At 60.2% G+C, this 11906-nt stretch carries 11 protein-coding genes; 1 reads left to right on the top strand and 10 read right to left on the bottom strand.

The genetic code is table 11. The features are described 5' to 3' along the window. From JCM21793_RS20900 to JCM21793_RS28945, 9 genes are all read right to left on the bottom strand, one after another. Positions 1-439, bottom strand: a 439-nt coding sequence (locus JCM21793_RS20900; RefSeq protein ID WP_025031605.1) for a sigma factor, incomplete at its 3' end; no start/stop codon positions are given. Between the two features lie 6 nt (positions 440-445). Beyond that, positions 446-1111 carry a flavodoxin family protein gene (locus tag JCM21793_RS27490; protein WP_007007361.1) on the bottom strand — a complete coding sequence of 222 codons (666 nt, stop codon included), beginning with the start codon at positions 1109-1111 and terminating at the stop codon, positions 446-448. Positions 1112-1425: 314 nt separating this feature from the next. Further along, on the bottom strand, positions 1426-2991 hold the full coding sequence (locus JCM21793_RS27485) for a M23 family metallopeptidase (RefSeq protein WP_210164486.1): 1566 nt from the start codon (positions 2989-2991) through the stop codon (positions 1426-1428). Positions 2992-3419: 428 nt separating this feature from the next. Next, positions 3420-4835, bottom strand: coding sequence for a peptidoglycan L,D-endopeptidase MepK (locus JCM21793_RS28435; RefSeq protein WP_081784791.1), 1416 nt, complete (start codon positions 4833-4835; stop codon positions 3420-3422). Positions 4836-5624: 789 nt separating this feature from the next. Further along, complete coding sequence (locus tag JCM21793_RS27475; RefSeq protein ID WP_244439932.1) at positions 5625-7313, bottom strand: efflux RND transporter permease subunit; 1689 nt, start codon at positions 7311-7313, stop codon at positions 5625-5627. Then, positions 7259-7537 carry an efflux RND transporter permease subunit gene (locus JCM21793_RS30675; RefSeq protein WP_036541207.1) on the bottom strand — a complete coding sequence of 93 codons (279 nt, stop codon included), beginning with the start codon at positions 7535-7537 and terminating at the stop codon, positions 7259-7261. Before JCM21793_RS30675 ends, JCM21793_RS27475 begins: the two co-directional genes overlap by 55 nt. Next, the gene (locus JCM21793_RS27465) at positions 7537-8679 is read right to left on the bottom strand and encodes an efflux RND transporter permease subunit (RefSeq protein WP_155983504.1); all 1143 of its coding nucleotides are present in this window, start codon (positions 8677-8679) and stop codon (positions 7537-7539) included. Before JCM21793_RS27465 ends, JCM21793_RS30675 begins: the two co-directional genes overlap by 1 nt. Then, entirely contained in the window at positions 8676-8888 is a 213-nt protein-coding gene (locus JCM21793_RS20870) for a hypothetical protein (RefSeq protein WP_081784787.1), read from the bottom strand. The genes JCM21793_RS27465 and JCM21793_RS20870 overlap by 4 nt, the downstream gene beginning before the upstream one ends. A gap of 20 nt (positions 8889-8908) precedes the next feature. After that, the gene (locus JCM21793_RS28945) at positions 8909-9682 is read right to left on the bottom strand and encodes an efflux RND transporter periplasmic adaptor subunit (protein WP_162175241.1); all 774 of its coding nucleotides are present in this window, start codon (positions 9680-9682) and stop codon (positions 8909-8911) included. A 169-nt stretch (positions 9683-9851) separates the two neighbouring features. Here JCM21793_RS28945 and JCM21793_RS20860 point away from each other — a divergent pair, with 169 nt between their 5' ends. Continuing rightward, on the top strand, positions 9852-10523 hold the full coding sequence (locus JCM21793_RS20860) for a TetR/AcrR family transcriptional regulator (RefSeq protein ID WP_025031598.1): 672 nt from the start codon (positions 9852-9854) through the stop codon (positions 10521-10523). Between the two features lie 172 nt (positions 10524-10695). Here the strand turns inward: JCM21793_RS20860 and JCM21793_RS20855 are convergent. Then, a protein-coding gene (locus JCM21793_RS20855; protein WP_155983503.1) for an IS3 family transposase occupies positions 10696-11849 on the bottom strand; the annotation gives its coding sequence in 2 pieces (ribosomal slippage) (positions 10696-11591 and positions 11591-11849; 1155 coding nt in all). Positions 11850-11906: the final 57 nt, after the last annotated feature.

Raw genomic sequence — 11906 nt, 5'->3', positions numbered from 1 at the left:
GCTTGCGGCACGCGGCGGCGTCGCGGCCGAGCGCTGCGGAAATCTCCTCGAAACCGACGCCGAACACATCGTGTAGCAGAAAGGCCGCCCGCTCCAGAGGGGACAGTCTTTCCAGAGCCATCATCAGCGGCAGAGTGATGTCTTCGGTTAGCTCGCCTTCGTTCTCCGGATCGAAAAACGGTTCGGGCAGCCAGGGGCCGATGTAGGTTTCGCGCCGTCGGCGCGCCGATTTCAGTTCGTTGACGCAGAGCCGGGTCACGATCGTCCGCAGAAAGGCCGCCGGCTCGCGGACATCACTGCGCTCATGGCTCAACCAGCGCAGCCATGCGTCCTGCACGATGTCCTCCGCGTCGGCGACCGAACCCAGCATGCGGTAGGCCAGCCGGGTCAGCCCTGGCCGAAGGCCGGTGAAGATCATATCGGTATCCGCCGCCGACATCGCGGCCTATCCCGCCAGGGTGGCGAGCGCCGGTTCGCGCCCGAGGGTGAACTGCAGGGCGACGCTTGCCACGCGCTGACCCAGATGCCGGGCGGTTGCAAGGTCAGCCTCGGGCGGCGCTAGGTCCGGCCCGTGATCGACATTCGACTGTGCCGCTGCGCCGAGCCAGAATCCGAGCCGGTTCAGATCCTCATCCGAGCCCGTGGAGGAGCAGTTTGCCGGCGGCAGGTCGAGGTTGACCCAGTGCATACCGTGCTGCGCGGCGAACAGCGCCATCTGCAGGAGCGTCGACAGCTTGTCGCCCGACTGCGTGCCGGAATTGGTGAAGCCCGCCGCGATCTTGTCCTTCCACAGATAGCCCTTGGCCATGATGGCGTTGGAACTGGCCTCCTGGAACGCCTTGAAGGATGCGGAACCCGCGCCGACATAGGTCGGCGCCCCGAAGACGATCGCCTGCACGGCGTTCAACTCCTCCCAGCGCATCTGCGCCTCGTCGGTCGTCAGAAGCAGGACCCCGACGCCGCGCACCTGCCTGATGCCGGCCGCGACCGCTTCCGCCTGCCGTGCGGTGTGGCCATAGCCCGAGTGATAGACGATGGCGATGCGGGTCGTGGGCGCTGGTGGCGCCGGCTCGACAGACCCGTCTTTGTCGCTTGTGCCTGTGCTGTCCATGCTTTGCTCCTTCGTGAACGCTATGAATGACATGACAGGACTGCCTGGCGCATTGTGACATGCGATGGTCGCGAGATCATGCCTGTTCATGCGGCCTGTGGCCGGTGGGGTGGCCCGTTGGTGCGATGGCGCCGTGCCGATTCCAGATGTCCCTCGCGGTAGCAGGGCGGCGTCCAGCACTTCCTCGGCGCGCTATCGTGCACTGCTCCCTTCCAGAAAAGGCGGCCCGGATGCGCCGTCTTTTTCATACGCGATGACGCTCCGGTCGAGAAACAGCCACACCGTCGAGGGAACAGCCTCTACGGCGGTTTCCCTTATCGCACCAGATTTGCATTCACCGGTTGTGCCGAGGGATCAATAAGCCCGGAGATGTGTTCAATGTGTTCAATCCGATCGCGAAACGCCTCAAGCGCCTTGCCTTTCAAATTGGTCCCGGCCGGAAGGCGTGTTTTGGTGGGATCTGCATGGCGGCCATCAACACGCAATTCGTAGTGAAGGTGCGGCCCGGTGGAGAGACCGGTCGATCCTACATACGCAATGACCTGCCCCTGAGAGACGCGCTGGCCGACCCTGAGCGTCTCTGGCGTGCCCGAGAGGTGTGCGTAAGTGGTTGTATAGCCAGGGTCGTGCCTGATGCGCACATAGTTGCCGTAGCCGGCCTGCCAGGCGATGCGCTGGATGACCCCGTCACCCGCTGCCAGAATGGGCGAGCCTTTTGGCGCGGGGAAGTCTACCCCATTGTGGAATTTTCGGTAGCCGAGGATTGGATGAATGCGCCAGCCAAACTTGTCGCCCCATCGGCCCGCCGGAACCGGTTTCGCCATCAGGAATTTTGACACGGAGCGGCCATCCTCGTCGAAGAACTCAGGTTCCACATCCGGGGAAACCCGGTGGCGAAAAAAACGCTGACGTGACTTTCCATCTTTGAAGGAAAGAGACACCAACTCGTCCCTGCCATCCGCATTGGTGCGAAAGACCAAGTCGAGTTTGGCGCTCAGGTGTGGGTGACGGGCGACATCAATATTGTTGGAGCGTACCAGTTTCGCCACCTGAACCGATACCTCTGACGGCACCCTGGCTTCCGCCAGGAGGGTCGTGAGATGCGGGAACTCACTTTTCGCCTTTTCGAACTCTCCGGAAAGATTCTGGTCTTCCAGCGAGGCTTTTTTCTTCTGCATGCCTGCAAGGGCCTCGGCCACGAGGCGCTCGTAGACAGAAGGTTGCCTGATTTCTGCAAAGGTTGCCTCGTCTACACGCGCGAGAAGCCGCGGGGGGCCTTGCTCCGGCGTGAATTTCGCCAGATCGATGCGCGCCTGTGATCCATCTTGTCCTGCGTCTTCAACGATCAGTTCCAATCGCTCGCCTGGTCGGATCACCGATTGCCCCAGACGGACCGCCAGACTGTTCTGATCCTGAACCGGAAGCTTCAAGGCACTCTCGATGCCTGCCAGAGACAGCGGCCGTGTTGGCACGGACAAAATCCGTCGGGCGGAGCGCCGCGGACTCTTTTCGGCGACGCTCACATTGATCGGAACCCCAAGAGATGGCGGGCTTTCCTGAGCGCCGGTCAGGGGCGCTGCTTTCGGCACGGTTCGACCTTCTTCCTCGGCACGGAGTACCAGGTGGAACGGGTCCCGGGTTCTGGTATCATCGCGGTTGTACTGCATCCTTCGCGAGGCCATTCGATAGAGGTTTTCCGGATCGATCACCGTCAGATCGACGGCGGCGCGCTGATACGCGTATCGCGCGAAGGAGCCGTCAATCCGGCTTTCGATCATATCGACCTTTGCTACATCGATGACGGTTTCGATCTTCAGCCTGTCCTGTTTTGGCGTGCTTACCTGTCTGCGTTGTTTTGTTGGGACGATGCGAGCGCTCATGACATCAACCTGCCCGAGCGACGCCAAGACTGCCTGTGAGAGCAGAAGGGCAGAACCGGCGGCGAGGAGAACAACCGCCGTCAAAGGCCGCCAATGCGTGTGAAAGGCAAAATTGACCATAGTATCGCGGTGGCGAATGTGCCCGAAGTCGCCACGGCAGCCTGGTTCAGGCTGACTGGATAATCGCATCGATCTCTCCCTCTCGTCTGCCTTCTAATGTTATAACGTTAAAGGCAAGAATATGTCAGGGGCAGGAAAACAAACGGATCATCTCACCGCCGGTCGTTATAGTATTTTGTAGTCAGGTGGCATCATGTGACTTCTGCACGAACGCGGAGAATCGCTCGTTCCAAGAGAATGCTGGAGGACTTTGGAAAGGCTCCACTCGTATGCAACATGGATTGCTGCATCGCATCAGGTAGCAATGCTCATTGCCCGGAGTGTCGGCTCCAGCGAGGCTCCACGGGGGAACCAGCACTGAACCGGATGATTGGAAGAAACCGGACAGCGCGTCCCTCAAAGCGGCCTGTGGCTACTTCCTGCCGCGGTTTCTGCTCAAAGGAATTTTGGTACATCACGTCCGGTGGCACAGTGATGAAGGCGGGCAGCAAACGATTGCCAAATGCGTTTCGGTGTGTCCCCTTGATATGTGGCGGAGCATTCCCGCTAACACCTTTAAGCCTGCTGCTTCCCGGTGATTTCTGCACATGACTGGGCTTTTTATCGGCAACGGCCGCATAGGCCGCGACCAGTTCGGCAATCTCGTCGCGGTCGTGCTCTACAATGGCCGGTTTCTTCTGAGGAAGGGGCGCGTTGGCGATGACCTTACCGCCGCGGCGTGGTGAAGGTTGAGGACGCGGTATCACACCACTCTCGACAGGTAATGGTGACGCCGGCTCCACGGCGGGAACGTTCAGGAGGGCTGCCTGGCGCTCAGCATCACCAACCACGGGGCGCGGTATTGGGATGATATCAAGCGTGTCAGGCATATGGACCACCGGATCAACGGCATTGAGCGATTGCGGCCCGGCTCCCATCGAAAGGCGCGTAGGCTCTACTGAAGCATAGGCATTGGGGCGTGGGGTGGTCTCAGCTTCGCTGTTCTCTGTGGCGTTCGGCTTACGCCCCAGTAGATGCGCCAACAGGGATTGCTTGGTTGGTTGGTTTTCAGACGGCGATACCGTTTTGCGTGATACAGTGATGGAACGATCGGGTTTGGACTTCCTGCGCTTGTGTTCAGCAAGTGCCGTTGCGTAGCTCTGCAATGGTTTCCCGTCGGCGGGAACATGGATGGTTTTGCCGTCGGGGAAGGCTGCCAGCAGTTCCTTGCGGCTTAACCGTGGCCAGTGGCGGACGCCACCGGTGTCGATATGAATGAATGTTGGATAGTAGCCTACACCCCCCGCCTCCTTCCGAAGCGCAGCATCGCGGATTGCCTTCAGGGAAACACCTGGAATGGTAAAATCTATGGCTTTGCCGAGGGTATGCTGGCTCGCTTTTGCTACGCGGCTGTTCCTGCTGCGTGAACGCAACATATTGTTTGTCGCGTGCGTCCGGTATGCAGAGAGCACATGGATTTCCCCCCTGCCGCCCAGATCCTGGTGCACCTCCCAGAGTAGATCCATAAGGCGGGGATCGATCTGGGTCTGTTCACCGTTTCTCCAGTCCCTCAAGAAGGCATTCAGCCTGGCCAGGCCGTCCTGCAAATAAAGTCCATCCTTCCGGAATGTGATAGTGGCGCGTTCCTTCGTATGAACGAAGTACAGCTTGAGTGTGCGCGTTTCTCCCCACGCCATGGTAGAGAAAACAACCTGCAGGACACCGAGCCACAGAGCGATCCCCATGAGGTTGCTCCTGCGTACCGATAGCGGCATTGTCATCACACCTCTCCTGAAAGTTTGCTTCGAAACAGGCGGACACCTTGGCTGGCCCTTGCTCTCATCCTCGGCAACAGGGCTTGTTTCACGCCCGACAGTCAAAGCGACCCCATTCCGGCAGCAGGGCGACGGTTCAAAGCGGCCCCTTCTTGCTGAAACCACAGCGCGTCCGACCCGCGGCCCGTCTCCATGCGCGAGGCTGGCACCCTCCATCATGCGCGGGATCAGCATCAAGCGCGATGTCCAGCAGGCACTTGACGACGCCTACGGCCTTTCGCTCCTGATTGTTTGCGAACTGATTCAGCACGGCGGACTTGTCGGCACTGTGACGGGAGGGCGGTCGTTAGGCTTGGCTGTGTCAGGCATGGTGAAACCATTTTGCGAGCGGAGGAATGATTTATAGGTTATGATATAACGTTATTCAAGCGCATCTGCAAACGTATGTCGACAACTAGGAGCCATCGGCGTGATGATCCGCGCGGTTTGTCTGTGATGATGAGGCCGAGTTCGCCAAACCGGTCGATCAGTCTCATCATAAACTACCCTGCTGCCCCTGCACTCCTTAGTGCCTGAACAAGAATGTCGGGAACACTCGTTCACATCCATTGCCCGCCAGTTTGTAATTCTGGCCAGGGATCGGGATGAGAACACTATCCGGATGGCATCTACTCTCCGCACCGGCCTGTCGCGCTTATCGTGATCGGTCGCACCAACCAGTCTCAAGAACTCAATGCGAATGAACAACCTATCCAGAATTCACACCTGGGGACCTCCGTTGATCTCCCGGCTGAGCGCCAGCCGATAGAGCGCGGGGACATAAAACAGGGTCAGCACCGAGGCCAGGCCGAGGCCGCCTATCATGAGCGTCGCCATCGGTTCCCATAGCCCACCACCGGTCGTCGCCATCGGGATCAGTCCCAGAACCGTGGTCAGCGAGGTCAGCAGAATTGGACGGAAGCGCTTGCGAGCCGACTCTGCGATAGCGGCATCCAGCGACATGGTCCGACGTTCTATGTCGATCTGGTCGATAAGCACGATGGCGTTGTTGATGACGATGCCAGAAAGCGCGATCATCCCCAGCGTTCCGAAAAAGCTGAGCGGCTGCCCGAACGCCAGCAGTGCGAGCGGCACCCCGGCGATCACGAGAGGCACGCAGGCCAGCGTCACCACCACACGGCGAAAGGAGTTGAATTGCACCATCAATGCCACCAGCATTACGGCGACTGCAGCAGGGAAGCCGCCGCCGAGCTTCTCGCGCACCTCGGCACTCTGCTCAATCTCGCCGCCGAGCGCTATATCGTATTCCGGCCCCAGCTCCTCCTGCAACCGCTCCAGCGTGGGCGCGATGTGATCGGCCAACGCCGGCGCGGTCAGTTCCGTGGAAATCGCCGTTACGGTGACCCGGCGCTGCCCGTTGACACGGCGCAGGGATGAAAACTCCAGATCCGGTTCAAAGCTGGCGATTTGTTCGGTCAGGATCAGGCCGGCCGAGGTCGAAATCGTCATGTTCGCGACCGCCATGGGGCCCTCCATGGATTCGGGGTCAAGCCGGAGCGTGATGGGAATCTGCGAATCGCCTTCGCGTAATACCGAGATGGGCCGCCCCTCCAGCATTCCCGCCATGGTCTGGGAAAGATCGCGCGTGCTCAGTCCGTGCAGACGGGCTTCATCCTGCGCCACGATCACGCGGCCAATCAGGCGACGATTGCCCCAATCCCCTGCATTCTCTGTCAGACCCGGCGCACTGGAAAACCCCGCCTCCACATCATGAGCGGCGGCCAGAAGCCGGTCGGGATCAGGGCCTGAAATCGCGACCTCCAGGCCCGGCTCCCGCCCCCCCATGGCCACTCGCTTGAGACGCACCCGCGCATCCGGAAAGGCTCGGTCCAATTCCGCGCGGGCGCGAGGGAGCAGCTTTTCTGATGCCCCGAAATCGCTCGTGTTGACGACCATGAAGGCGGAGGCGGGATCAGTTTCCGCCGGATCGAGGGAAAGAACGAAACGCGGCCCGCCATAGCCTATGAAGGAGGTGACAGAGGTCACCTCCTCGTTGCTGCGCAGCCATTCGGAAAAGCGCAGCGCCTCCGACTCCGTAGCAGAAATGTCGCTGCCGCGTGGCAGATCGAAATAGACGAGGAGTTGTGCCCGCTCGCTCAAGGGGAACATTTGCTGAGGCACCTTCCCCATCTGGCTGACACCGCCAGCAACGACCAGAAGGCAAAGCAAAACCATGACCCAGGGCGCCCGCAAACCCAAACGGACCAGCCGCCCGTACCCCGTCCCGAGCCGTTCAAGAATGCCCGGAGCAGGAGTGGCCTTCGGCTCAGGCAGAAACCGGATGGCAAGGACTGGCAGAAAGCTCGTTGCGGCGATGAAGGATCCGGTAAGCATCAGCGCCACCACCGCCCCCAGCGAATACCCATACTGCCCCTCGGTCCCATCCAGCAGGAAGAGCGGCAGAAAAGCAGCGGCAGTGGTGACCGAGCTATCGCCAATGGCAGTGTGTACTGGCTCCCGGCGGCGCGGGCAGCATCGGTCCTGCTCGATCCCTCACGAATGCGACTGTCCATATCCTCGATGATGACCACGCCGTTATCCACCAGAAGCCCAAGCGAGATAATAATCGCCGCGATCGAGACCTGTTGCAGCACCACACCCGCAACAGGCATCAGGGCAAAGGCGAAGCCACAGCCAATGGCACTATGGTTGCAACGATCAGCGCCTGCCGCCAGCCGATAAAGGCCAGCATAACGAAAAGTACGACAACGAAGGTCTGCCCCATGTTGACCAACGCCTCATTGACGGAGTCGGCAACAACCGCAGGCTGGAACGTGGATAGCTCCGCTGCCATACCCACCGGCAAGCTGGCGGCGAAGGCATCAAGTTCCCCACGCAGCATGTCGCCCACCACGGTTATGTCCTCGCCAGCTGCCATTTCCACCGACAGCAGGATTGCGGGCCTGCCATTGTGGAAGACAGGCCGTTCCGCCGGGTCCACTGTCCCGCGCCGCACCGTGATCAAATCGCCGAGCCGAACCAGTCTTGCGCCTTTTCCGGCACCGGGCACCTCAACCAGCAGATCAGCGATCTGGTCCGCATTGCGCAACTCGCCACTGATCTCCACCGGCATGCGCTGCCCATCCAGCAAAATCGATCCGGCGGAAAGGCTCACATTCTGCCCCTGCAACGCTTTGGCTATAACGGGAAGCAGCGTGTAGATGTTGCCGTGGGCCTCCGAGCGCGTTTCAAGCCAGATGCGTTCGTCCTGGACTCCGTGCACCTCCACGGCAGAAATACCTTCCTTCCCGTAAAGCCGGTCCCGCAACACCTCGGCCTGATCCTTGATCTCCGAGAGCGAAAAGTCGGGGCCCGTCAGAGCAATGGACGCGATGGAGACCGCGCCGAAATCGGTATTGATCAAGGGCCCGCGCGTGCCCTCGGGCATGGTGGGGGCAAGAGCGGCAAGGTCATCTTCGATTTCGCCGAAAACCGAAGGGATCGCTGCTTCCGGGACCGAGGTTTCAAGATCGACCTCCAAAACCACCGTGCCCATGCCGATCCGGGTGCGAATCTCGTCCACCCCTTCGATCGCTCGCGTGGCTTCCTCCAGAGGCCGCGCGACCAACTCTTCGAGTTGTGCCAGATCCAGCCCCGGATGGGTTGCCATCACCAGGGTCGTGCGAATGGTAATCTCGGGGTCTTCCCGCTTAGGGAGCGTCAGATAGGACATCATCCCGAGCGCCAGGATAAGTCCCATCAACAAAAGCATGAGCCGTTCGCGGGAAATGGCGAATGCGGTAGGCGCGGTCACGGGCGCGGCTCCATCGGACGCACCTTTTGCCCGGCACGCAGGAAGGGGACACCTGCAACAACCACCAAAGCACGCTCCTCAAGGCCGGATGCGACCACCAGACGGGATCCGTCCAACCCCGCCAGAGAAATCTCGCGCGCTTCCAGCTGGTTCGCCTCCCCAACCACAAAAACAAGTCCACGTCGCGCCTTCATACTCCCGGCGGTCATGAGGTGGGTCGCCAGTGCGTTTACGGGCAGCACGATCCCTTCGGCAGCTCGGGCATCGGCAGCGAAACGCGCACCTCGACCCCCAGTCCGGGGCGAACGTGCTCATCTGCATCGGTCAGCTCGATCAGAACCGGAAAGGCGGACACCACCTCCGAGCGCTGACCAATCTCGGCGACAACCCCGGAAAGCTCTGGCAAGCGCTCCAGGGAGGGGTGAAGCTCGACCTTCTGTCCGATTTCCAACTGGGTCATGACATCGTAGCCCACGAGGATCGGTACGCGCAGGCGCCCCGCCTCATAGAGAGCGACCACTGGCTGGCCGGGCTGCACGCTGTCGAAACTCTGGACTGGCACCGCGCTGATCACCCCATCAAATGGGGCGCGAAGCGTGGTATCGGCCAGAGCCTCCCCGGCGATGTCGCGCTGACGTTCAGCCTGATCCACCCGTGCGCGCGCCTGATCCTGCGCGCTTGTGGCACGGTCCAGTGCTGCCTGCGAAGCAACGTTGCGTGCGAACAGTTTACGTTGCCGCGCAGCCTCGTCATTGGCAGACCTGAGCGCCGCTCGTGCTTCCGACAGGGCAGCCTCCGTGCGGGCAAGCCGCAGCGCAAAATCGTCCGGATCGAGCTGCATCAAGACCTCGCCCGCCATCACCCTCTGACCGATTGCCAGTTCGACCGTGCCAAGTCTCCCACCAGCATCAAAGGCCAGCCGGGTGATTTGGTGCGGCTCCACCACTCCGGGAAAGCGGTGGAGCCGACCGGCAGGATAACTCCGTGCCTCGATCACGCGCACCGCGCGGGGCTCCGTGGAAGTGTTATCGCTTTCCTCCTGACGGCAGGCCCCGAGAGCCAATGCGATAGTGCAAATGAGTGCGGCTGTTCCGACACGCATGATGCGCCCTTTGTGAAATTGGTACCGATGGATACCATATTGCATAACGCATATGGTATCAGGTAGTACCATGTCAACCACGCTCATCATTGGATCACTCGATATGACGAGACCGGACAGTCCACACTCAAGCCGCCCTCCCGACGCCCGCCGCGAACAGGCCGTCGCCGTGGCAGCCGAGCTCTTTCTGAAGAACGGTTTCGACCAGACATCTCTGGGCGACGTGATTGCCCGCACAGGAGGGTCGCGTCGTGACATTTATGGCTTCTTCGGGGACAAGGAAGGACTGTTCGAAGCCGCGATGGAGCATCTCGTCAAAACAGTTCTTGACGAGCATGTCCCTCAGAGCATCGAGTTGGATGGCAGGGACATCGAAGCTGACCTGACCCGCCTGGGACGCGCCTTTCTCAAGCGGATGTCTGACCCCGTATTGCTTGCCGTCATCCATCGCTTTGTCTCGGTCGCCATTTCCCGGCCGCACCTTGGCAAACGTGCCTTTGAGGCCGGTCCCCTGGCGTTCCAGTCTCGTATTGGAGACTATCTGGCCCTTTGCAACCGCCGCGGAGATCTGGAGCTGGAAGACCCCTATACAGCCGCCACTATCTTTGCGGGAATGCTGAATGGCGCCTTCCAGACCCGCTCTTTGCTCACTGGAGAAACAGGGTTGTCAGAAAAAGGCATTGAGCGCCATGTCGACATGGTGGTGAAATTGTTTTTGCACGGCGCCCACGCGGCGCGGTAAAACACCGAATGCGGGTTCTGAGTGTTTTATTTCGGGCTGTGATGAGCATCTGGATCACTTGCATCGACGGAGGCAGGATGGACCTGATTCACCACGGCAACGGCGGCCAGTCGAGCATACAAGATAGTCAGGAGCACCTGAATGGGCTTGCCCGGATTTATTGGAGAGGCTTTCACTCTGTGATGGCCATTTCGGCCTCGAATGATGTCGGCGATTTGTATCCCAGAGCGGAACGTCGTCGACGTGGATTGTAGAATCCGTCGATGTATCGGCCAAGGGCCAATTCCGCGGCTCTTCGGGACTGGAAGCTGGTTCGCCAGATCAGTTCGTTCTTGATCGTCTTGAACACCGTTTCCACCATCGCGTTGTCGTAGCAATTGCCCTTGCCGCTCATCGAAGGAACAATGCCGTGCGCCTTCAGCAGCCGCTGGTAGTCATGTGAGCAGTATTGGCTGCCGCGATCGGTGTGTTGGACCAGGCCGGGCAGCGGGTTGCAAAGGGCAATGGCACGCCGTAGCGTATTGAGGGCCAGATCCTTCTTCAACCGGTCGCTCGTTGCCCAACCAACGATACACCGTGAGTAGAGATCAAGCACGATGGCCAGATAGAGCCAACCCTCGGCCGTCCAGATATAGCTGATGTCAGCACCCCACTTCTCATCGGGGCCGTCGCAACCGAAGTCCTGGTCGAGGAGATTTGCGGCGAGCGGCCCGCCATGACTGCTGTCGGTAGTCTTCTTGTAGCGACGCTTCTGCAGGGCTTTCAGGCCATTGTCGCGCATCAACCGAGCCACACGATGGCGCCCGACGGCAAGCCCTTCTTCGGTGAGTTCGACATGCATGCGCGGTGCACCATAGGTCTCATTGGATGTCGAGAACTGCACCCGGATGTGCGCCGGCAGGACCAGGTCTTCTTGTTGTTGGCGACTGGCAGGACGACCCTTCCAGGCAAAATATCCGCTCTCGCTGACGCCAAGAACGTTGGACAGACGATGTACGGGGAATTCCTTCTTCACCTCATCGATGAGCTTGAATCTCATCGACTTCCCTCCTTGGCGAAAAAAGTTACGGCCCGTTTGAGGATCTCACGTTCCTGACGAAGGAGTTCATTCTCCTTGCGCAGCCGCGCCAGCTCCCTGGCCGTGTCCTCATGCGGACCGGTCAACAGATCGGCTTCCCGGTATTGCCGCTTCCATCGCGTCAGGCTGGATAATCCAATCCCCAAATCGTCCGCTACCTGGCCGATCGTGCGCCCGCTCGTTTCCGTCAGCCGAACCGCTTCCTTCTTGAAACCTTCCGTGAAAATCCGTCGTTCTCGTTTGCCCATAGGGTCCTCCTGTCGCGTACAGCGCTACCAGAAAATCCCTCCACTTTTCCCGGGCAA

The sequence above is a fragment of the Nitratireductor aquibiodomus NL21 = JCM 21793 genome, assembly GCF_000615975.1.
Classification (GTDB): domain Bacteria; phylum Pseudomonadota; class Alphaproteobacteria; order Rhizobiales; family Rhizobiaceae; genus Nitratireductor; species Nitratireductor aquibiodomus.
Note: the sequence above shows the minus strand (reverse complement) of the source record. Positions and strands in the feature narration are given on the sequence as shown.

Coding starts and splice junctions, on each gene's coding strand:
- JCM21793_RS27485 (WP_210164486.1), bottom strand. CDS start 2,991: ATGAGCGCTCGCATCGTCCCAACAAAACAACGCAGACAGGTAAGCACG.
- JCM21793_RS20870 (WP_081784787.1), bottom strand. CDS start 8,888: ATGACCGCCGGGAGTATGAAGGCGCGACGTGGACTTGTTTTTGTGGTT.
- JCM21793_RS20860 (WP_025031598.1), top strand. CDS start 9,852: ATGTCAACCACGCTCATCATTGGATCACTCGATATGACGAGACCGGAC.
- JCM21793_RS27490 (WP_007007361.1), bottom strand. CDS start 1,111: ATGGACAGCACAGGCACAAGCGACAAAGACGGGTCTGTCGAGCCGGCG.
- JCM21793_RS30675 (WP_036541207.1), bottom strand. CDS start 7,537: ATGCCTGTTGCGGGTGTGGTGCTGCAACAGGTCTCGATCGCGGCGATT.
- JCM21793_RS28435 (WP_081784791.1), bottom strand. CDS start 4,835: ATGGGGATCGCTCTGTGGCTCGGTGTCCTGCAGGTTGTTTTCTCTACC.